Source organism: Nitratireductor luteus, from assembly GCF_026162365.1.
In the GTDB taxonomy this organism is placed as follows: domain Bacteria; phylum Pseudomonadota; class Alphaproteobacteria; order Rhizobiales; family Rhizobiaceae; genus Chelativorans; species Chelativorans luteus.
Genome location: NZ_JAOANW010000029.1, coordinates 1 through 21337, shown reverse-complemented (window position 1 = coordinate 21337; position 21337 = coordinate 1). Strand labels below are relative to the sequence as shown.

The 21337-nt window shown below is 61.2% G+C and carries 13 protein-coding genes and 3 pseudogenes; 9 read left to right on the top strand and 7 right to left on the bottom strand.

All coding sequences use genetic code 11. The features are described from left to right. Positions 1 to 353: 353 nt before the first annotated feature. The 5 genes and pseudogenes from N1058_RS23655 to N1058_RS23635 form a co-directional block, all read right to left on the bottom strand. Positions 354 to 1724, bottom strand: coding sequence for a type II toxin-antitoxin system HipA family toxin (locus N1058_RS23655; protein ID WP_265520039.1), 1371 nt, complete (start codon positions 1722 to 1724; stop codon positions 354 to 356). Continuing rightward, positions 1724 to 1975, bottom strand: coding sequence for a helix-turn-helix domain-containing protein (locus N1058_RS23650; RefSeq protein ID WP_265520038.1), 252 nt, complete (start codon positions 1973 to 1975; stop codon positions 1724 to 1726). The genes N1058_RS23655 and N1058_RS23650 overlap by 1 nt, the downstream gene beginning before the upstream one ends. Positions 1976 to 2381: 406 nt before the next feature. Further along, a pseudogene (locus N1058_RS23645) lies at positions 2382 to 2809 on the bottom strand (transposase); the annotation flags it as partial. A 236-nt stretch (positions 2810 to 3045) separates the two neighbouring features. Then, positions 3046 to 3264 carry a hypothetical protein gene (locus N1058_RS23640; protein WP_265520041.1) on the bottom strand — a complete coding sequence of 73 codons (219 nt, stop codon included), beginning with the start codon at positions 3262 to 3264 and terminating at the stop codon, positions 3046 to 3048. Between the two features lie 720 nt (positions 3265 to 3984). Further along, positions 3985 to 4986: a quinone oxidoreductase family protein gene (locus N1058_RS23635; RefSeq protein ID WP_265520037.1), complete on the bottom strand. Its 1002-nt coding sequence runs from the start codon at positions 4984 to 4986 to the stop codon at positions 3985 to 3987. Between the two features lie 106 nt (positions 4987 to 5092). Between N1058_RS23635 and N1058_RS23630 the strand changes: the two genes are divergently transcribed. The 7 genes and pseudogenes from N1058_RS23630 (at position 5093) to N1058_RS23600 (ending at position 10069) form a co-directional block, all read left to right on the top strand. Beyond that, positions 5093 to 5926 carry a LysR family transcriptional regulator gene (locus N1058_RS23630; RefSeq protein WP_265520036.1) on the top strand — a complete coding sequence of 278 codons (834 nt, stop codon included), beginning with the start codon at positions 5093 to 5095 and terminating at the stop codon, positions 5924 to 5926. 430 nt (positions 5927 to 6356) lie between these two features. Beyond that, complete coding sequence (locus tag N1058_RS23625; protein ID WP_265520035.1) at positions 6357 to 6785, top strand: MerR family transcriptional regulator; 429 nt, start codon at positions 6357 to 6359, stop codon at positions 6783 to 6785. Beyond that, entirely contained in the window at positions 6721 to 7140 is a 420-nt protein-coding gene (locus N1058_RS23620; protein ID WP_265520034.1) for a carboxymuconolactone decarboxylase family protein, read from the top strand. The genes N1058_RS23625 and N1058_RS23620 overlap by 65 nt, the downstream gene beginning before the upstream one ends. Then, complete coding sequence (locus N1058_RS23615; protein WP_265520033.1) at positions 7140 to 7592, top strand: hypothetical protein; 453 nt, start codon at positions 7140 to 7142, stop codon at positions 7590 to 7592. The genes N1058_RS23620 and N1058_RS23615 overlap by 1 nt, the downstream gene beginning before the upstream one ends. Before the next feature lie 89 nt (positions 7593 to 7681). Then, positions 7682 to 8701 (top strand): nucleotidyltransferase family protein, encoded by a 1020-nt coding sequence (locus N1058_RS23610; RefSeq protein WP_265520032.1) that lies wholly within the window; start codon positions 7682 to 7684, stop codon positions 8699 to 8701. 63 nt (positions 8702 to 8764) lie between these two features. Next, positions 8765 to 9022 (top strand): annotated as a pseudogene (locus N1058_RS23605) (DUF1326 domain-containing protein); the annotation flags it as partial. A 363-nt stretch (positions 9023 to 9385) separates the two neighbouring features. Continuing rightward, positions 9386 to 10069: a hypothetical protein gene (locus N1058_RS23600; RefSeq protein ID WP_265520031.1), complete on the top strand. Its 684-nt coding sequence runs from the start codon at positions 9386 to 9388 to the stop codon at positions 10067 to 10069. Positions 10070 to 10261: 192 nt separating this feature from the next. Here N1058_RS23600 and N1058_RS23595 read toward each other — a convergent pair. Next, positions 10262 to 10372: pseudogene (locus tag N1058_RS23595) on the bottom strand (IS110 family RNA-guided transposase); the annotation flags it as partial. Further along, on the bottom strand, positions 10330 to 11406 hold the full coding sequence (locus N1058_RS23590; protein ID WP_265520040.1) for a sensor histidine kinase: 1077 nt from the start codon (positions 11404 to 11406) through the stop codon (positions 10330 to 10332). The pseudogene N1058_RS23595 and the gene N1058_RS23590, both read right to left, overlap by 43 nt. 900 nt (positions 11407 to 12306) lie before the next feature. On the opposite strand from N1058_RS23590, the gene N1058_RS23585 reads away from it, so the two are divergent. Together N1058_RS23585 and N1058_RS23580 are read left to right on the top strand one after the other, a co-directional pair. Next, positions 12307 to 20808 carry a GH36-type glycosyl hydrolase domain-containing protein gene (locus N1058_RS23585; RefSeq protein WP_265520030.1) on the top strand — a complete coding sequence of 2834 codons (8502 nt, stop codon included), beginning with the start codon at positions 12307 to 12309 and terminating at the stop codon, positions 20806 to 20808. Continuing rightward, positions 20808 to 21128, top strand: a complete 321-nt coding sequence (locus N1058_RS23580; protein ID WP_265520029.1) for a hypothetical protein — start codon at positions 20808 to 20810, stop codon at positions 21126 to 21128. Before N1058_RS23585 ends, N1058_RS23580 begins: the two co-directional genes overlap by 1 nt. Positions 21129 to 21337: the final 209 nt, after the last annotated feature.

The window sequence follows — 21337 nt, the reverse complement described above, 5'->3', positions numbered from 1 at the left end:
GACCTGCCGGCTCTGGATCTGATGGCATAGTGTGGCAGTCTTCGTGCTGACCACGGACAGAAGCATGATCCTGGCGGCGTGATAATCACTCGAAGGGACTTGACGAGCAAAGGCCCATTACAGAAGCGCTACTTTGACGTCCATTTCCTCGTTTGGAACACTCCCGCCGAATTCTGGATCAGGTGGGCATTACATCGCTTTCGTCATCCTCGTGAAACATTGGTGGTCCGAACAAAGCGCTATCGCTTGAAGCGAGCGCCGGATGTGGGCTGCTGAAAGCCTCCCATCCCGCCGCAACGGCAGTAAGTGTCGGGGACGATGGGTGCGAGTGTATGACGCCGGTGGAGGCGTGGCTAGCGGTCCTCGGAAAATGAACGGCCCCTAAGTCCCGACCAGATTGTCCTTCCTGATTTCGGCGATATAGTCATGCTGCGTAGCCGGTCAGCGACCGCCACGGTAACCGACTCGTGAATGAAGGCAGGAAAATCCTTCGGCAGAGACTTTTCGATCCATGCAACCGCACCGCTTGCTTTCGCAGCAATTTCCTCGATTGCATCAAGGACGAGAGATTTCGGCAAGCCGGCTTCAGCGCCTGTTTGAATGAAGTGCCGAGGATGGATTTGGTTGATGGGGTAGTGACGGCTCTTGCCGACTGACATCGCCAGCTTCATCTGTTTGCGCTGGATTTGATGGGAGTCGAGGCTCGGTTGCGCCGTCAGCACGTCGTAGAATGGAGTCAGCTGGTACGTGCCGCCACGCCCGAGGAAGACACTGAAATTCTTTGAGTGGCCGTCGGTCGCGCCAAGAAGCCAGAACAGAATTTGCGCTTTGATGAAAGCGGCCTGGTCTTGCGCGGGTGTGTCGCTGCCTTTCAGAAGATCGAGGATGGCGACCATGCCTGGGCCGCCGTCGCTTTGGTATTTCAGCGTCGGGGGAACAGAGAGAGCCTGACAGCAGTCTTCCTGCGGCAGTCTCAGCAACCTGCTATCCGAGGTCCAGCGGCGATCGAAGCGCTCTATCACGAGTGCTTTGGTTTCGCCGAAGGTTCTGATCTCGGCGGCGTTGACTGCAAGGCCGAATGCCTCGATGAATTTCAGGCAGTAGAGTTCGTTTTCAACGCTGTTGGACAGATCGATGCCGTTCGGCAATGTTCCGATCTGGGTTTTGAACAAATGTGTCGTAGCGGTCGTACCGTGCGGCTTGAGCCACTTTCCATCGTGCCAGAGCAGGGCGGTTTTTTCCTGCGCGCCGGCGATCGATATCCGGAAATCGTCGTCACGGCTTAGGCCAAGCGGTGCTTGTGCGAGGCCGCGCAGCAGTTTGTCGATGGCTTCGTCATCGACGATCTCGCCCTTGATCGTGCCGGTTGCGTCTATGGCCTCATCGTCACCGGCGATAAATTGTAGCGCCCCCACGCAGTCATGGCCGATGGCTGCGAGCATGCTGTAAGCATCAGTTCCGCGCGCGCCTACTTTTTCGGCGACGCGGCGGCGGAGGACGTCGGAGTCGGGCAGCAAGTTCTCGAACACGGCGACGACCGGCTCGCCCCGGAAAGCTGTTTCCCGCACGGGCAGGGACAAAGAAATGGGGAGAGCATGCTCCCATTCGAGCCAGCTTTGATCGTACTGGAAGTTGATCGCGCCGCTCGTTTCCTTGTTCAAAAACCCGACCAGGCGGTTGTTGAGGTAAACGCGGAGCGGCTCATACGTGCGCCGACGCGCCATCAGAATATGTCCTCGATGTCCGAGGGACGGCTTTTTGAGCGCGGGACGATCCTGAACTCCAGATCAAGGGCGGCGAGGACGGCCAGGATCGTCTCCAGTTTCGCCGCCGGATTGCCGGTCTCGATCAGGGAAATGGTTTCCTGCCGCAGACCGGCTTTGGTGCCGAGCTCCGTCTGGTTAAGGCCCTGCTTTTTGCGGGCGCGCTGTACGATGTTTCCGACCTGCTTCGGATTGCGTGCCAAATCGATCATTTGGCGATTATGACCCGATTCCGATAAAAATACAATATCGTATTTGACGCATAATCAGGAAATATGCGCTATTCTCCATAAAACGATATTATACGATTTAGCGCATAATCGTGACCGGCGCGATCAGAACTGCATGCAGCATAACCATCCACAACTATGGTATGAAACAAGCATAAATCCATACCAAACGTTCTTCTGTTGTTCTATAATTCCTCTATGTCGAAGATTCTTACGCCCAACCAGTTGCTTGGAGAAATCGGTGAGGCGGCCGGTTTCCCGGAGGCTATATGGGTGTATCAACCTTGTGAGGGCACCTTGAGGTAGGTCGCTCCGGGCTTGCTCAAGATCACCCAAACGATCCGGGCGATCTTCGCCGCCAGTGCGACTGTCGCCTTGTTCACATGCATGTGCGCGAGTTCCTGAAGTTCCGGATCCTCCACGGCCGCGGCAAAGGCGGTGGCTGTGACGGTGCCGACACCGGGCACCGACATGAGCAGACGGCAGTGCTGGTCCTCACGCGCTATCGCGGCCAGCTGCTTGCTCAGCTCTGCTGTCTGGTGTCGGATATGCGCGCCAGCTTTTCTTCGTCCTGCAGAACGTCGCGAACGTTGCACTCGAACACGCTGCTGGCGCCCTTGGGCACGACGAGGCCAACGTCTTCATCAACCTACGGATTTGGTTGGATATCTGCAAACGCATCTTAAGAAGCTGGCGCCGCGCGGTGATCAGCGTGCGGATCAGCATACTGTCGAAACCTTTGACCCGAACCTCTCGGTAGAAGCCGACCTCGGCCAGATGTGCCAGGCCATCAGCGTCGTTCGCATCGGTCTTGTTCAGCCTCTGGGTCCGCCGCCATGAATACTTGTTCGTGCGTGTGGACGGTGGCGTATTCCGGACCGACGGCTATGTCGATGCCCGCCGTTTCTCGCCGCCGCAGATCGCTCAGTTCATCGCTGAGCCTTGCCCTGATCGCCTAGGCGTCGGCGAGCACGTTCGGCGGCAGTGCGACGCAGCGGCGATCTACCATAACGGTGCGGCGCTTAGATACCCAGGGTCGGTGAGGCGCGGCGTCACCGAAACGATGGCCACCTTCCGGTCGGGCAGCCCAGCCGGAAGCACCGCCGATCAGTGCGCAAGGCCGAGGCTATCACTTCGGCGTCGCGGCTGTCGCCCTTGAGAGGTTCGGCGGCAAGACACAGCCGCGCGACGAAGCCCGCCAGGAGGACGACCGCCCCTATGATTGCGGCGATCACTTCGGGCGCATCCCAGCCCACCTCAGGACCGCGCATGAGACCCCATACGATTGCCAGCGAAAAACCGGCAATGAGCGCGGTGCCGGCCAGGTCGAGCCTCGTCGGTTCGCTAGCCAGTCTGGCCTTGCCAGGGAGGGGAACGCTGCGCCTGGAAGGCCGGCAACCAGGTTAGCCTTGCTTTGGCGTCGGCGGTTCCGGCGTCGGAGCGGGACAACGGGCGACGATCGGCCGCTCCCTTTCAGATTGATCAGACGTACAGCTGGGAGGCCGACGTCCGGATCACCTTCCATATGTTGCGGGAGGCCTTGCTCAAACCGATGCGGCCCGGCGGCAGAGTGATCGTCGTGAGTAGCGGCGCCGCGCTGGCAGGGTCGCCCCTCAGCGGCGGTTACGCCGGCGCAAAGGCTACGCAGCGTTTCATCACCGCGTACGCGCGGGACCAGGCGAAGCGCGGTGGCCTTGGTCTCACGTTCACGACGGTCGATTTGCACCATCGACCGACGTCGGCAAGACAGCGATACGCGCATACGCTGCACGCGCCGGTCAGTCCGTCGAAGAATTTCTCGAGATGTATCGCAAGTCGAACGGCCCCCCGATCACCGGGGAAAGCGCCGGCGCCGCCATGGTCAAACTCGTGACCGCCGATGCAGCCAGCCTTGCTTCGAGCTACCTTCTGACAGGTCATGGTCTACAAGAACTGCAATGAGCGAGCCGTTCCAGGACACCCTTCATACCGGAGGTGATCCGCGCCTCAGGTCATGATGGCATTTCTATCAGGAGCTTGCCCATCACCTTGGACGTCTCGATCAATTCATGGGCGCGCCAGGCCTCCGACAAGAGAAAGCTCCCATGAACCTTCGGACGAAGAACACCGTTGGCATAAAGTCCGACAACTTCATTGAGTGCGGCGATGAACTCCGTGGGTGCAGTGTTGAAGAGAGTATATACGTCGGACACATGGATGCTGACTGACTTGCCAAAATGCTGCACTAGGTCTGGCGAAAACGCCCCCTTTGGCTCACCGGCCAAAAAGCCGAAAATGACGATTCGACCAAAAGGAGCGAGACATCGCAGGTCCTCTGCGATTGTGCCGCCAGACACCGGATTGCAGGCGACATCGACGCCTCGGCCATCGGTCAACCGGAGGATTTCCTCCTTCAACGGACCGTCGGCGTGAGACAACGCATGGTCGGCGCCGGCGGCCAGTGCAAAATCCCGTTTGGAACTGCTCGTGATGGCAATGACTTGGGCTCCGAGGTGTTTGGCCAGTTGAATTAACATTGTGCCCACCCCTCCTGCGGCGCCCCTGACAAGGACGGTTTCTCCTGCTTTGACTCGGGCGACCCGTACCAGAATTTGCCATGACGTTACCGCTGCTACGGGAAGCGCAGCGGATAGTTGGAGGTCCAAATTTTTCGGAACCTTGGCCAGGGACTTCGGGCTCAGGACTGAATGGGTCGCATATCCGCCTGCGCCAATGCCACCCATCCAGACGACGTGATCGCCTTGGACAAACCCTTCGACATCAGCGCCAATGGCCTCCACAACGCCTGACCCTTCAACCCCCAGTATGTGCGGCAAAGCCGGCATCGCGCCTGTCGGCAAGGCGCCGCGCCGGATGATTGTATCAATAAAGTTGACGCCGCTTGCGGCGTTGCGAACCAGAACCTCTTGCGGTCCGGGCGAAAGTTCTGGCGCCGGCACAAAGGTGAGCACTTTGGGGCCACCGAGTTCGGACAGCACGACATGGGCGTTCATCCTAACCACCTTTCAAAAAATGAAGGTCTTGTTCTACCTCCTCTAAGTGGCTAGGATAATTCACCGTTTCCGAATTGATTATCCCGTATATGAGATGCTGGACGACTTGGCTCTGTTCGTGGCCGTCGCAAAGGCGGGCAGTTTTTCAAATGCCGCCCTTGAGTTGGGTCTGCCACTTAGCACCGTGAGCAGACGCATTGGCGATCTCGAGCGTAAGTTCGGCGCCAAGCTTCTTGAACGAACAACACGCAAACTGAGACTGACTGCATTTGGCCGGCTTGTACTCGATCGTTCGGAGGCGCCTATCGAGGCGTTGGCCGAAGCGGTGCGGTTGCGCATGCCGGCCGGCGGCGCGATCAGAGCGACAGCACCGCCTTTGGCCGCACGAGGTCGGTTGGGGGACGATTTGCTTGCGTTTCTCGGCGAGCATCCAGGCATTTCGCTTGACCTGACAACCACAAACAGTCCGCTCGACTTCATACGTGACAACATCGATATTGCGTTTAGGGTCGGGCCCCTCGACGATTCCTCACTCGTTGCGGTCAGACTCTGGGACATCCCCTATGTCATTTGCGCGGGAGGGGCTCTGGCGGATGACCTCCGAGAAAAGGGGGAGGCAGTCTCCCTTTCAACGCTCAATATGCTGCCCACCATTTATACCGGTCAGCCTTGGCGATTTGCAGGTATGGCACCAATCCGGCCTTCCAATGTGGTGCACCGTATTGATGACCTTGAGGTGGCAGCCGCAGGGGTAAGGGTTGGTCTAGGGCTCGCGTATCTGCCACGCGATCTTGCATTGGGAGCAGGCGTGGAGGTCCCGCTTGAAGGTCTTCTTCCCCTCGACAAGGCTCTGTTCGCTGTTTTCCTGGAACGCCGACTACTACCCGCTCATCTCCGAAGCCTGATTGAGTGGCTCAAGGGCCGCGCACAGCTTGCGTAAACCTAGGCCGTGCGCACGGATTGGCTCAGGTATTGATCGTGTCCCGTAGCGTGGTGTAACTGAGGCTGGCGCTGGTGTGGAACGTGCTTGCCGGCTTCGCCGGGCTGTTCCTCAAGGGCTTCCAGGTCTTTATCGACGTGGGCGGCTACCCTTGAAGCAGATCAATCTGGCGCCTAGAAACCGCAGGCGGTTCCGGACTGTCTGATTGGTGCGTTCCTCTCGAAAGCTGATATCAGGCGCGCTTGCTGGACTTCGCAGAAAGATCAGCGGCGGAATCTCGCGTTTTGCGTCTGATCTGCAACAGATGTTCCTTGGACATCAAAGGCAGTCGATCGGTCGCGACGGTTAGAATTTCCGCGACACGGCCTCTTGACTTAGAGTGCACTCTAAGCCGTAGCTTCCTGTGCGTCGTGACGAAAGAAGGGCGTTCATGAAGATTGGCGAGCTGGCGAAGCGTTCGGGACTGTCTGCCCACACCATCCGTTATTATGAGCGGATCGGATTGCTTCCTCATGCCGACAGGAACCAATCGGGCCAACGTGACTACGACGCATCAATCCTGATCTGGATAGAATTTCTCGGCCGTCTCAAAACGACCGGGATGCCTATTCGGGAGATGTTGCGCTACGCAGCCTTGCGGGAGCAGGGCGTCGGTACGGAAGCGGAGCGCAGCGCGTTGCTCGAACAGCACCGCGAGCGTGTCCGTACGCATGTGGCCAAACTGCAAGCCTGCCTTCTCGTCCTCGACACCAAGATTGCCGGATATGCGGGCAAGGATCAGAGGATGAAAGACTATGACGCACCAATCCCCGAACGTCGACGAAAGCCGGCTGGAGCGCGGCAAGCGGGCACTCGCTGAAATCGACGGAGAGGCCGGCAACAATGTGATTGCAGCTCTGGCGGACATTGCCCCCGACTTCGCCAACTACGTGTTTGAGTTCCCATTTGGCGACATTTACAGCCGCCCCGGTCTCGATCTGCGCGCGCGAGAAATCGCCACCGTCGCGGCGTTGACCGCGATGGGAACCGCAACCCCGCAACTGAAGGTCCACATAGAAGCGGCCCTGAATGTCGGGCTGACCAGGGACGAAATCACCGAGATCATCATGCAGATGGCCGTCTATGCCGGCTTTCCTGCGGCGCTCAACGGGCTGTTTGCGGCCAAGGAAGTATTCGCCGCCCGGTTTCCCGCCCAGCAGGAGGGAGCGGCATGATGAACTTTCTTCGCTCCCTGACTGCCGCCTGCGCTCTCGCACTCATCACGATTTCCGGCTCCCCGATTGCAGCTCCGACTGTCGCATGCGCAAATCCGGCCACACCTGAAAAGCTCTGGGACGGCTTCAGTTCGCCGGTTGGCATGGCCTTCGACGCTGCGGGGAACCTATTCGTGGCCGAATGGGGGGCGGGCCGTGTCTCACGCATCGATCCTGCCGGTAATCGCACCATTTTCGCAGATGGGCTTTCCGGCCCCTCCGGGCTGACGATCGGCCCTGATGGCGCGATCACGTTGCGTCCTATTCCCATCCGGAAAACCGGATGGCCAGAATCGGTCGCTGGCGTTTTGTGCTGTCGACGGCTGGATCGAGCAAGGCAGCGCAACGGCAATTTGCACCAAAGGTTTTTCTCCACCTGTCGGATGACGCAGCATGTCTCCCGGAGGGATTGATGTGTGCATCAATAATTTTTTTGATGCACACTTGAATCCGTGTGCAGCAATATATTATTTGATGCACACGTAGCGAGAGATGGAAAGACATGGAAATCGTAGCTCACAGTCGTCCGGCCGTAGTGGCGTATCAGGACCTGCTGCGTCTTCATCTCGACGAACGGGCCTCCAGCCTGATTGGCACCATCGAAGAGCGACAGCGCAACGGACGAACCTATCTCTACGAGCGCTTCCGGATCGGGACCGAGATGATGAGCCGGTATCTCGGCGAAGACAAGGCGGAGCTGCGTGCGCGCCTGGAACGCGCGGAAGCGCTGAAAGCCGACGCGGACGCGCGCCGGAAGCGGATGGCGAGGCTTACCAAGACGCTCCGGGCCGAAGGCTTCATCACGACCGATCGCGAGACCGGCTCGTTACTCCTCGCTTTTTCTCGGGCAGGGGTGTTCCGGCTTGGTGGCACACTCGTGGGGACATCGGCCTACAGCTTCTACCAGGGCGACCTCGGGGTGCGCATGGACTACGAGGAACTGGCCCAAACCGCCGACATTGATTTCGCCAGTTTCGAGCGCCTCTCGGTTGTTCTGGAAGACAAGGTCGAAAAGAACCCTGCCGATATCCTCAAGTTTCTCAAGTTCGACCCGGTTCCCGGAATAACCGATCGACAGGTTTGGAAATGGCGGCAGAGCCACTCGGAGGCAATGGTAGAGTTCCTGACACCGGCCTTCGGCGACGAAAAGGTCAAGCCGCTGCCTGCATTGGGGGTGAGTGCCCAGGCCCTGAACTACCTGAACTTTCTGATCGCGGACCCGATTCATGCGGTTGCTCTCTACCGCTCCGGCGTTCTGGTCCAGGTGCCGAGGCCCGAGCGGTTCGCGATTCACAAGCTGATCGTGGCCGATCGGCGCCATGGCGGGCCAGATCAGTTGAAGGCTCGAAAGGACCGGGCCCAGGCCGAGTTCCTAATCGCGGTTCTTTCCGAGGACCGTCCAGACGAGCTCGCGGAAGCCTATGAGGACGCGCTGTCGCGTGGTCCTCGCTGGCGTGACCGGATCAAGGCAAGTTTGAAACGCATGCCCGAGACGGCAGAACGGCTTTCGGCCCTGGTTTGATACACTGAGAAGGCCCCTGTCTGGCGCCGCGCCCCTCCCGCGCGCGCGTTCGTCCTCTGCCCCTGCTGGATCGGCGAGGATCACGACAACGGCACCTGTGAAGCCTCGCTTGCCTATCGCTTCGACAAGGGCGAGATCGACGGTGTTGGTGTGTCGGGCCTGACCGTCGCGGCCTCGACCTACATTCCGGGCAATGTTCTTGGGGGTGGCTGGCGGGTTTGCCTTTTCGTCTCCAACGAGGCGGATGATGCCCAGTTCGCCGCGCTCAAGTCAGCTTTCAGCGGTCAAAGGGGCGGGCCGCTGGCCGATATCCCGCACTGATCGGCGAAGTTGTGGCGTTCGAACGACAACTCAGTCAGTCTACAGGATGCCTCGTTCACAACGAGGAAGCCTGATGCCAACCCAGAGATTGGATCGTGTCCCGCGGGATGGTGTAGCTCGGCGGTAGCGAAGCCGCTTGGGAGCGCGCCCTCAACAGCGCCGAAGCGAGCGAGCGGCGTAGCGGGCGGTCATCGATGTTCTTCGGTAAGGGTCGGGTTGCGAACACCAACCTGATTCGAAGGAAGCACCGATGACCGACGACATGATGAACCTGCGCATGCTCGTAGAGAAGACCCCCGACGCCGCCTCGGCCGCAGCGGGCGGATTGTTGCCGTCAAATATTTCGCCGAGAGCGTCACGCAGTTGCCCGACAGCATCGGCGAAGGCTGGCGGCGCGCCTTGCCTCACATGGTGTTGAGTAATCGTGACTGGTGGCGCGCATCATCCTCGCTACACTCCGGGTATTGCCAAAAGAACAACTGGGAGGATGACATGAAACGTACTGTAGCAACTGGTCTGGCGATTGCTGCCGGTGTTGCGCTGACAGCCGTCGCGAGTAACACGTCCCAGATCAAGGCGCAGGAAGCGCCTTTCGGCGACCCTGACAGCATCGGCTATGCCGAAACGCTATGGCGCGTTATGGAAGAAGCGCGTCTGGTGGGTGACGACACGATCAAGGTTCGTCCGTTTGAAGGCAGCGATCCGCATGGAACCGTGCAAGAGGTCCTGGCCACAACAGCCACTATAGCCGGTCATACGGGCCGCCTTGTCGTCAAGCGCAACCATGCCAGCGATTCGATCGATGCCGTGTATGACGACCCGATCGGCAACCTCGACGCGATCACTATCATGTTCAAGCGCGAGGAAGGATACGACCCGGAGAACCAGAACTGGTTCTGGGCCAAATATCTGCCAGACGGCGAGCTTGATCAGAACGAGGCCGGGATGCACCTTGCCGGCCGCGTCGCCAAGGGAATGGACAGCGGGTGTATCGCCTGCCACACGGCGACCGGTGGCGAGGACCTTGAGGTCCTTACTTTGAACTGACGATAAAAGCCATCCGCCTCGACCATCGCTAACGCCCTATCGATCGGATGAGGCGGAACAATCTGAGCTGCGTCCTGATCCTGGTATGTGGACCGGTACCGGACCTATTGCCAATTCACCTCACCCATTGCCCCGGGAAGGACATCTTTCGGCTGGTCGGCGGAACTTTGTTTTTCGGTGTTTGCGGACTGGTCAGTTGGCAGCAGGCCAGCGTTCCCTTGTCCAACGGAATTCAGTGCCGTCACTCCACATACGATGCATCATGATGACGGCGGGTCGGCGAGCGAGTGCCACAATGGCCTTGCGATCGACACGCTCAAACCAGCAGGGCTGCTTGTCGTTTCCATGCGTGCTTCGAGCTGCTTCACAAGGGCTTCGACGATGGCGCTTCCCAGCCCGGCGCTCTTTCCGGCCGCTTCAGCGGTGTCTTTTCCAACACCGTTGTCGGAGACGGTCAGCTTCCAGTCCTCGCCGTCCACCTCATAGGTGACGAGGATCAGTCCCTTGGCCTTGCTGGTCGGAAAGCCGTGCTTGATCGCGTTGATGATGAGTTCGGTGACGATGAGGCCGAGGCCGACGGCCTTGTCGGAGCCGATACGTCCCTTGTCCGCCATGACCCTGACCGTGATGGGCTGATTTTCTGCGACCATCGAGGCCACCAGGCTGCCGCATAGCTTCGTCAAGTAGGAGCCGACGTCGATCTGGTCGATTCCTTCGGCGAGATGGAGGTGCCGCTGCACCTCGGCGACCGACATCACGCGCTGGTGCGCATCTTGCAAATGATTGCGTATTTCCTCGGAGGTGACGGCTCGCGCCTTCAGCAGCAATATGCTGGCGATGATCTGGAGGCTATTGGCAACGCGATGCTGAATTTCCTGCAGCAGAACGTCTTTCTCGTGCAGAAGCTCTTCCGCGCGTCTGAGGAGATCCTCCTTCTCGCGCTCGATCGCCCGGCGAGGTGTAATGTCCTGGAAGGCGAGGAGGATCGTTTTGGTTGCATTGTCGCCATAGATGACTTGCCGGGCGTTCAGCAGCATGGTGCGGCGTCCGATGCCGGGGAAGTCATGTTCGACCTCGAATCCATTCATGGCCGTTCGCTCGGGAATGATCGTCTCCAGGAGGACGCGAAGGGTGGGAATATCCCACTGACCCTGGCCCAGCGTGTAGAGGACGCGGTCGCGCGTCTGTTCGGCATCGACCTTGAACGTGTGGTAGAAAGACCGGTTGGCCGCTAGCACGCGGAATTGGTCGTCGAGCATAACGAAGGGTTCGGGGATCGTATTGACGATCGCCTGCGCAAGCGTCTGCGCGTCTTCCATATTCTCAAAGTCGATCATGTTCGCGGCGGATCCGATCTGGGGGCGCCCAATACCGGCAGGGGAGGCAAGGCGCCACCCTTCCTCTACGCTATCCGCCACCAAGTGTCGCTCTCGAATCCGGCGACGGGTGCATTGGCAACGCCCCAGTGTATTTGACCCGAGCCGCGATGGCCATTGTAATAAGCGTGGTTGCCGCGGCGTTCGAACCGGTCCTGACGTCGTTTCGTCGGCGTTCAGCGCAATTTCCGCTGCGCCGCCAGTTCGGACCATATTGAACATTCTGAATCTTGTGCAGCCGCCTTGTCTGCCCCTGTCTTGATGCAATCGCGTTCCTCGTGTTGCCGGTCGCCACTCGACGCGTGAGTCTTGCCGGTTCCTTCCTTTTTTGGCGCATGTACACGGAGCACAAGCCGGAAGGATAATGGCAAGCGGCAAACCCGCCGGCACCGAGAAGAATATCTGGCACTCCTGTTATTCGACTGTCGGAGAGACTATATACGGGTGCGGCTGGCTCTCTACACCGGCCGCAGAAAAGAACACTCCATGAGATCCGGCATGTTGAGGCGACAGCAATCGAACGTTGCCGTGTCCGCTACTGCCCATATAGCGCCGAAGGGCGATTTGAGCGGCTTCGCTGGTGCACCCATATTCGGCCGCGAGGATCTCCATCTTCTGACCGACGACGGGAGGCTTCTCAGCCTTCGCTTCTGTGAAAAGGAGTTGCCGCCAGCAAGCAACTCTACGCATGTGGATGTCGCTGGCGACCTGCCACTGCAATCTGAGTGGCGGTACTGACTGCTGCCCTGTAATCGGTCGCGCGGGTTCGTTGATCCTTGTGCCCGAGCCTGGCCCTGCGGGAAGGGTCCTCAAAAAAATTCGCCGATTCCGGCGCAGTCGCATCGGCTGGAAAGGCACTCATTGAACGGTATCCATCGCCTCCTCGGGCTTCGCTCTTCGTCACCGCCATGGAATGACGGGGCGCCGGTGAGGGAGGAGCTTTTCAGTGTTGAGCGGCTTGAGCAGCATGCGCAAAGCCTCGCCGCTGCGCAGCCGGTAACCGGCAGGCCGCCCACCGTCCTGTCCCTCCACACGAGACTCAACGATAACGCCGCCGTTCTGCTCGCCGCCTACCGGGCAAGTGCGACGGAGCTGGAGAGCGGCAGGGGCGTAGTCCCGGCCGCGGAGTGGCTGCTGGACAATTATCATCTGGTCGAGGAGCAGATTCGCGAGATCAAGGATGACCTGCCTCCCGGCTATTATCGTCAATTGCCGAAACTGAGCGAAGGTCCGCTAGCGGGTTATCCGAGGGTTCTCGGACTTGCCTGGGCCTTTGTCGCGCATACCGACAGCCTCTTCGACCGGGAGAAGCTGCGGCGGTTTCTCGTCGCCTATCAGCGGGTCCAGCCCCTGACGATCGGCGAGCTGTGGGCGGTGGCGATCACGCTGCGCATCGTCCTTGTCGAGAACTTGCGCAGATTGGCCGATCAGATGACCGTCGGACGCACGGCGCGGACGGAGGCTGCGGCGCTGGCCGAACGGCTTCTCTTGTCAGGCAGCGGTAAAACCGCGCTCGAAACGGACATCGCCTCGCGCTCGGTGGAGCCCTTGTCCGAACTTTTTGCCGCGCAATTGGCCAAGCAACTGAGAAACCAGGATCCGACAACGACGCCCGCGCTCGGATGGCTGGAGGAGCGCCTTGCGCTGCAGGGCGTGTCGGTCGATGCTGTGGTGCAGCATGCCCAGCAAAGGCAGGGCGCCTCCAACGTCACGGTGCGCAATATCGTCACCAGCATGCGGCTAATTTCCGATATCGACTGGGCCGAGCTGTTCGAGAGCGTGAGTCTGGTCGACGAGCGGCTGCAGGCGCAGAGCTCCTTTGCCTGCATGGATTTCCCAACCCGCGACCTTTACAGGAACGCGATCGAGCAACTGGCCCGTGGGTCTTCTTGTTCTGAACTCGCGATCGTGGATCACGCGCTCAATGCTGCACGCCAAGCGGCGGCTGTAGCCGACGATGCAGCCGGCGCGGAGCGCGCCGGAGATCCCGGCTACCACCTTATCGCCCAAGGCCGCGCGGCACTTGAGCGGGCGATCCGGTTCCGGCCGCCCCCGCGGCTGCGGATCAGCCGCTTCAACACGCGCCTCGGCATTGGCGGCTATATCGGATCGATCCTGCTTGTCGCGGCGATGTTGCTGGCCATCGCGCTGTGGGCGCTTTCGCGCTCCGGCCTCGACACCGGCTGGCTCGTGCTGTTCGCCGGTATCGGATTTTTCCCTGCGACCGAGGCGGCGACCGCCCTGGTCAACCGCGCGATGACCTGGAGTTTCGGCGCGACGATCCTGCCCGGTCTTGCGCTCAAGCAGGGCGTTCCGGAATCCATGCGGACGCTCGTCGCTGTGCCGACGCTTCTAACCAGTGAAGCCGATCTTCTGGAGCAGGTGGAGCGGCTCGAGGTTCACCACCTTTCCGGCGCCGGCGGCGACCTCGTCTTCGCTCTTCTTACGGACGGGACCGATGCCGATCAGGAGTGCACGGAGCAGGATGCCCGGCTGCTCGATAGTGCCGCCGAGGCGATCGCCCGTTTGAACCAACGTCACGAACCGGCTCCCGGCGGAAGCCGCTTCCTCCTCTTGCATCGGCGCCGCATCTTCAATGCGGGTGAAGGCAAGTGGATGGGGTGGGAACGCAAGCGCGGAAAACTGCACGAACTCAACCGGCTTCTGCGCGGCGCCGACGACACCACCTTCATGTCCATAGGCGGGCGGCCGCCACAGGTGCCCGCAAATGTGCGCTACGTCATTACGCTGGACGCCGACACGCGGCTGCCGCGCGATGCCGCGCACCGCCTGATCGGCAAGATGGCGCATCCGCTCAATCGTCCGCGCTTCAGCCATGCCGAGCAACGTGTCGTCGATGGCTATGGCATTCTCCAGCCGCGCGTCACGCCCTCGCTTCCGGTCGGCCGGGAGGGATCCTTCTACCAGCGCGTTTTCTCCGCCCCCGGCGGCATTGATCCTTACGCGTCTGCCGCCTCGGACGTGTATCAGGATCTCTTCGGCGAAGGCACCTATACCGGCAAGGGCATCTACGATGTCGACGCCTTCGAGGCGTCACTGTCCGGCCGCGTGCCGGAGAACACCATGCTCAGCCACGATCTCTTCGAGGGCGTGTTCGCCCGCGCGGGCCTTGCTTCCGATGTCGAGGTGATCGAGGAATTCCCATCCCGATACGACGTCGCCGCCAAACGCCAGCATCGCTGGACGCGCGGTGACTGGCAGCTTCTTCCCTGGGTGACGGGACTGCGAAGAGGACACCTTGCGCTTCCATCAATCGGCCGCGGAAAGATGCTGGACAATCTGCGGCGGTCGCTTCTGGCGCCGTTCACGCTCCTGGCGCTCGGCCTCACATGGTTGATGCCGCTTCCGGCCGCAGTGACGGGAACTTTGCTCCTTCTTGCCGCCGTCGCGGTCCCTTCATTCCTGCCGATTTTCTTCACCCTCGTGCCACATCGCGCCGGCATTCGCTTGCGCAATCACTTCGCAACGCTTGCTGCGGATCTGCGCCTTGCAGCCGTCCAGAGCATCCTTTCCATCGTTTTCCTGCCCGACCAAGCGTGGCGAATGGGCGACGCCATCGTCAGAACCTTGGCGCGAATTTTCGGGTCCCGCAGCCATCTGCTGGAATGGACCACGGCCGCGCAATCCAAGGGAAGCCCACGCCTGAACTTCGCCGGTTTCTATCGCCGCATGGCATCCGGCACGCTGCTTGGGTTTGTGTTGGCCGTGGGCGCCGTTGCATTGTCGCCTTCGTCCTGGCCGCTTGTACTGCCCTTTGCCTTTTTGTGGCTGGCCGCACCGGCGTTCGCCTTGTGGGCGAGCCGGTCGCCGAAGGCGGGACCGCGCCTTGCGGTTTCCGATCCGGATGCGGCTGAACTGCGCCTCATCGCGCGTCGGACCTGGCGCTTCTTCGAGACTTTTGTGACGCCCGAAGACAACATGCTGCCCCCGGACAATTTCCAGGAGGATCCGAAGCCTGTCGTCGCGCATCGAACGTCGCCCACCAATATCGGGCTCTACCTCATCTCCGCGGTGGCCGCCCGCGACTTCGGCTGGGCCGGTACGGCCGAGACCGTGGAGCGGCTGGAAGCCACGCTGGGAACCATGCGAAAGCTCGCACGGCACAACGGCCATTTCTTCAACTGGTATGCGACGCAGGACCTGCGTGTCCTCGAACCCGCCTACATCTCGTCGGTCGACAGCGGAAACCTCGCCGGACATCTGATCGTACTCGCCAACGCATGCGAGGCGTGGGTGAACGATGGCATTGCGTCAAATGCCCGGCTCGGCATGACGGACAGTACCCAACTTGCACGTCAAGCGCTCGATGCCCTGTCCGGGAACCACCGCGAAGCCCAGCTCTCCATGATGCTTGATGACATCGAAGCCCTGTTGAACGGTCCGCAGACGCTCGACGCGTTGTCCCCCGTGCTGACGCGCCTGGCTGACAAAGCTGCCGCCACAGCGCGCGATATAGTTCCGACGGAAATCGAAGACAGCGCCCCGGATCTCGCCTTCTGGATCGAGGCCGTCAAGACGACCGTCGTAGAACATGCGCGCGACCGGGACGCTGATCCGGTCCTGAAAGACCGATTGCAGGCGCTTGCCACGGAAGCGCGCGAGATGGCGCTGGCGATGGACTTTGCTTTCCTTCTCGATCCCGAACGCAAACTGCTGTCGATCGGCTATTCCCTCCACGACGATAGCCTCGATCCGAGCTGCTATGACTTGCTCGCCTCGGAAGCCCGGCTTGCAAGCCTCTTCGCCATCGCCAAAGGCGATGTCGAGACACGGCACTGGTTTCGCCTGGGCCGGTCCGCGACGCCGCTTGGGAATGCTTCGGCGCTGATTTCGTGGTCCGGCTCCATGTTCGAATATCTGATGCCTTCGCTTGTCATGCGTGCCCCCGCTGGCAGCCTGCTTGAACAGACCAACCGGCTGGTGGTCGAGCGCCAGCAGGCTTACGCGCGGTCGCTCGGCATTCCATGGGGGATCTCCGAGTCCGCCTACAACGCGCGCGATATGGAGTTGACCTATCAGTACTCCAATTTCGGGGTTCCAGGTCTCGGTCTGAAGCGCGGTCTTTCAGAGAATGCGGTGATCGCTCCCTATGCGACGGGACTTGCGACGATGGTCGATCCCCAGAGCGCGCGAGAAAACTACGCCCGCCTCGCGCAAATGGGCGCCAGCGGCCGCTATGGCTTCTTCGAGGCGCTGGATTTCACGCGGTCGCGGCTTCCGGAGAAGGAGAATGTCGCCATTGTCCGCACCTCCATGGCTCACCATCAGGGCATGACCATTGTCGCGATCGCCAACACGCTTCACGATGGCGAGATGCGTGCCCGTTTCCATCGCGAGCCGATGATCCAGGCCTGCGAGCTCCTGTTGCAGGAGCGCATGCCACGTAACGTCGCAATCGGCCATCCGAAGGCCGAAGAGGTCAAGGTATCCCCGGCCACGGCGGATACCGAAATCCCGGCCTCGCGCCGCGTTACCGCCACCACGGCAGGCCCTCCGGTCACCCAGTTGCTGTCGAACGGCCGCTACGCGGTGATGCTGACGGCCGCCGGTGCGGGCTACAGCCGCTGGCGCGACATTGCCGTCACGCGCTGGCGTGAGGACGCCACCCGCGACGATTGGGGCTCGTTCATCTTCCTGCGCGATGTCCAGAACGGCGAGATCTGGTCTGCCGGCGCCCAGCCGCTCGGCATCGAAGGGGAAAATCGCGAGGTCATCTTCGACGAGGATCGCGCCCAGTTCATCCGCCGCGATGGCAATCTGACGACTACGATGGATGTTCTGGTCTCCGGCGAGGACGATTGCGAGGTACGCCGCGTCTCCTTGAGCAATGGAGGGCGACGGCCGCGCGAGATCGAAGTAACCTCCTACGCCGAAATCGTTTTGGCGCCGCCGGCCGCCGACGTGGCGCATCCGGCGTTCTCCAAGATGTTCGTGCAGACTGAACATCTTGCCGGATACGGTGCGCTCATTGCAACGCGGCGCCTGCGCTCGCACGCCGAAGCACAGGTATGGGCTGCCCATCTCGCCGTGGTCGAAGGCGAGCTCATCGCCGATCCGCAATACGAGACCGATCGAACCAAGTTCGTCGGGCGCAGTCGCTCGATAGGCACGGCGGCCGCCGTTGCAGGAGGAGGCTCACTCTCGAATACGGTGGGTACGGTTCTCGATCCGGTCTTTTCGTTGCGCCAGCGCGTGAGGATCGCGCCGGGAAAGGTCGCGCGTATCGCTTACTGGACCGTCGTCGCATCATCGCGTGCCGAGCTCATGGATATGATCGACAAACACCACGACCGCAGCGCGTTCGAACGCGCCAGGACGCTGGCATGGACCCAAGGGCAGGTCCAACTTCGCCATCTTGATATCGATGCCGGAGAAGCGGCCGATTTTCAGCGTCTGGCGGCGCCCATCCTCTACGCCGACCCTCGCTACAGGGCTCCGTCCGACAAGATTGTCCGCGGTGCCGGCTCGCAATCGGGCCTTTGGCATCTCGCCATTTCCGGCGACCTGCCGATCGTCCTGCTCAGCATAGACGACCCGGAAGACATGGCCCAGGTCCGCCAGTTGCTGCGCGCTCATGAATATTGGCGCATGAAAAGCCTCGCCGTCGACCTGGTGATTATCAACGAGCGTGCATCCTCCTATACGCAGGACCTGCAGATCGCCATCGAGACCGCCGTGCGCAGCAGTCAATCGCGGCCGCGCTTCGGACTGGAACTGGCGCAAGGCGCGGTATTCACCCTTCGCGCGGATCTGATGAGCGCCGAGGCGCGAGACCGGCTCCGTTCGATTGCCCGAGTCACATGCTCGGCACGTCGTGGATCGATCGCCGAGCAACTAGATCGTTTGCCAGGCCCATCCGTCAATGCCCCTTCGGTCTCTCTCCTGCAAAAGCCTGTGCGGCGGAAATTCGAGCCTTCTGCGCCGCACACGCCGCCGCTTGAGTTCTTCAACGGGCTCGGAGGCTTCGACAAGGACGGACGGGAATATGTGACGATCCTCGACGGCGGCGCGGTTACACCCGCGCCATGGATCAACGTGATCGCCAATCCCGATTTCGGCTTTCAGGTCTCCGCGGAGGGAAGCGGCTACACCTGGGCAGAAAACAGCCGCGAGAACCAGCTCACGCCATGGTCGAACGATCCCGTCGTCGATCCGAGCGGCGAGATGATCTACATCCGCGACGAAGAGACGCTCGATCTATGGAGCCCGACTGCGCAGCCAATTCGCGGCAGCGCCACCTATGTTTCGCGCCACGGTTTCGGCTACAGCCGTTTCGAGCACGAGGCGAACGGCATCGCGCTCGATCTCCTGCAATACGTACCTCTGTCCGACCCCATCAAGATATCGCGCCTGACCCTTCGAAACCTTTCCGGCCGACCGCGCCGCCTGTCGGTCACGAGCTATGCGGATCTGGTGCTCGGTACCTCGCGCAGCGCCACGGCGCCCTTCCTGGTGACGCAGATTGACGAGGCCACTGGCGCGATGCTGGCGCGCAATCCATGGAGCATCAATTCGTCCAGCCGCATCGCCTTTGCCGATCTTGGCGGGCAGCAGACCGCGTGGACGGCCGACCGAACCGAGTTCCTTGGCCGCTACGGCAACCCTTCGGCGCCTCACGCCCTCACCGGCCAGCTCCCGCTATCCGGGACCACCGGCGCTGGCCTCGACCCTTGCGCGGCCCTGCAGCAGACCATCGAGATCGGCGCGGGTGAGACCGTCGAAATTGTCTCGTTCCTCGGGCAGTGCGGCTCGCAGGATGAGGTCCAGGCGCTGCTTGCGCGATATCGCGCGGCCGATCTCGATGCCGTTCTCCAGGAGGTGACGGATCACTGGACCAGCCTTTTGCAGACGGTCCAGGTCAAGACGCCGGACCGCGCGATGGACATCATGCTCAATGGCTGGCTCCTGTACCAGACGCTCGCCTGCCGCATATGGGCGCGCTCGGCTTTCTATCAGGCGAGCGGCGCCTACGGCTTCCGCGATCAGCTTCAGGACGGCATGGCCTTGACGCTGGCGAGGCCTGAAGAGACGCGGCGCCATCTCCTGCGCGCGGCCGGTCGACAGTTCGTCGAAGGCGATGTCCAGCATTGGTGGCTGCCTCAATCGGGGCAAGGCGTACGCACGCGGATCTCGGACGACCGTGTCTGGCTCGCATTCGCGGCTGCGACTTATGTGAATACTTCGGGGGATGCCGCGGTTCTGGACGAGACCGTCCCGTTTCTCGACGGTCCGCCGCTTGGACCTGGCGAACACGACGCATTCTTCCACCCCACAGAGTCGGCCGAATCCGCCTCCCTGTTCGAGCACTGCGCCCGTGGCCTCGACCAGTGCCTGGAACTCACCGGCAAGCTCGGCCTGCCCCTCATGGGCACGGGCGACTGGAACGACGGCATGAACCGCGTCGGCGAAGGCGGCAAGGGCGAGAGCGTCTGGCTCGGCTGGCTGCTGTTGCGTACCATCGAGCTCTTCGCGCCCCTGGCGGAGGGTCGTGATGCAGACCGAGCCGAACGCTGGCATGCTCACGCAGCCTCCTTACGCGAGGCGCTCGAGGGGCAAGCATGGGACGGCGAGTGGTATCGCCGCGCGACCTTCGACGACGGCACATGGCTCGGCTCGAAGGACAGCGAAGAATGCCGGATCGACTCCATCGCCCAGTCCTGGGCCGTCCTGTCGGGCGCCGCCGACCCGGCGCGGGCGGCAACGGCGATGGCATCGTTGGAAAAGCATCTCATTCGCCGTGAAGACGGCATGGCGCTTCTGTTCACGCCCCCCTTCGACAAGACGCCGCACGACCCGGGCTACATCAAGGGCTATCCGCCGGGTCTGCGTGAGAATGGCGGCCAGTACAGCCATGCGGCCATGTGGGCGATCCTGGCCTTTGCAAAATCGGGTGCGGGCGACAAGGCACACGATCTGTTCGCGCTGCTCAACCCGATCAACCACGCGCTTACCCATGAGGAGACCGAACGCTACATGGTCGAACCCTATGTCGTTGCCGCCGACGTCTATTCCGTCTCGCCGCATGTCGGCCGGGGCGGATGGACCTGGTACACCGGCTCCGCCGCCTGGATGTACCGTTCCGGCATTGAGGGCATCCTGGGCATTCGGCGCGAGGGGGCATTCCTCCTCGTCGACCCACGTATTCCAGCAACCTGGCCGGGGTTCGAGGCCGTTGTGCGGGTGGACGGCACCCGGTTCGACATTCGCGTCGACAATTCGAGGGGAAGCGGCTCAGGTGCCTGGTCCGCTGTGATCGACGGCGAACCTCTTCAGTGTTCCGAAACCTGCGTGCGCGTCCCTCTGGATGGACGCGAACATAAACTGGCTCTTGGTTTCGGGTGATGCTCGACGCCGGCTACGCGCTGTTTTCCATTCCTGCCGTCTTCCATGTTCATGGACAGCGATCCGGCTCCGTCGGGGGACTACGAGAGGTCCGAGCAATGGCTGCCCGCCTCTCCGACGAGGGCGCAGGACCGTGTGAGCGCGGCATTCCGCAACTACTCAAGAAGCTTGAGCATATTGATCGGCTCGGAGCCGATCTGGAAGCGAAGCGGGAAGCCGTTCTCAGCCGCCTCGCCATGTTCCCGGAGTCACTTTCCAACCACAATGAATGGACCGATCTGCTCCAGCTCGCGCCGAAGCCTTCCCGTCTGGGCGAGTGAGGTCCCACGAGTGATCGGTTCCGTCCCTCCGCTGCTTGAGCTGGCGACACGTTAGAAATCAGAAGGTTAGGGCCCTTCGGTCGTAACCGGGGCAAATTTCCGGGCAATGGGGGTTTGCATGCGAGCGCGTTTGTGATTCACGCTTTGCGTGGCTCTATTATCGAATGATTCTCTTGAAGGCTTGTCGCTGGCGGAACTGCGCGGGCTGG

What these genes read in the sequence shown, in the direction of transcription:
- N1058_RS23655 (WP_265520039.1), bottom strand. Translation starts at nt 1,724, where the DNA reads ATGGCGCGTCGGCGCACGTATGAGCCGCTCCGCGTTTACCTCAACAAC.
- N1058_RS23650 (WP_265520038.1), bottom strand. Translation starts at nt 1,975, where the DNA reads ATGATCGATTTGGCACGCAATCCGAAGCAGGTCGGAAACATCGTACAG.
- N1058_RS23640 (WP_265520041.1), bottom strand. Translation starts at nt 3,264, where the DNA reads ATGCGCGGTCCTGAGGTGGGCTGGGATGCGCCCGAAGTGATCGCCGCA.
- N1058_RS23635 (WP_265520037.1), bottom strand. Translation starts at nt 4,986, where the DNA reads ATGAACGCCCATGTCGTGCTGTCCGAACTCGGTGGCCCCAAAGTGCTC.
- N1058_RS23625 (WP_265520035.1), top strand. Translation starts at nt 6,357, where the DNA reads ATGAAGATTGGCGAGCTGGCGAAGCGTTCGGGACTGTCTGCCCACACC.
- N1058_RS23620 (WP_265520034.1), top strand. Translation starts at nt 6,721, where the DNA reads ATGACGCACCAATCCCCGAACGTCGACGAAAGCCGGCTGGAGCGCGGC.
- N1058_RS23615 (WP_265520033.1), top strand. Translation starts at nt 7,140, where the DNA reads ATGAACTTTCTTCGCTCCCTGACTGCCGCCTGCGCTCTCGCACTCATC.
- N1058_RS23610 (WP_265520032.1), top strand. Translation starts at nt 7,682, where the DNA reads ATGGAAATCGTAGCTCACAGTCGTCCGGCCGTAGTGGCGTATCAGGAC.
- N1058_RS23590 (WP_265520040.1), bottom strand. Translation starts at nt 11,406, where the DNA reads ATGATCGACTTTGAGAATATGGAAGACGCGCAGACGCTTGCGCAGGCG.
- N1058_RS23580 (WP_265520029.1), top strand. Translation starts at nt 20,808, where the DNA reads ATGCTCGACGCCGGCTACGCGCTGTTTTCCATTCCTGCCGTCTTCCAT.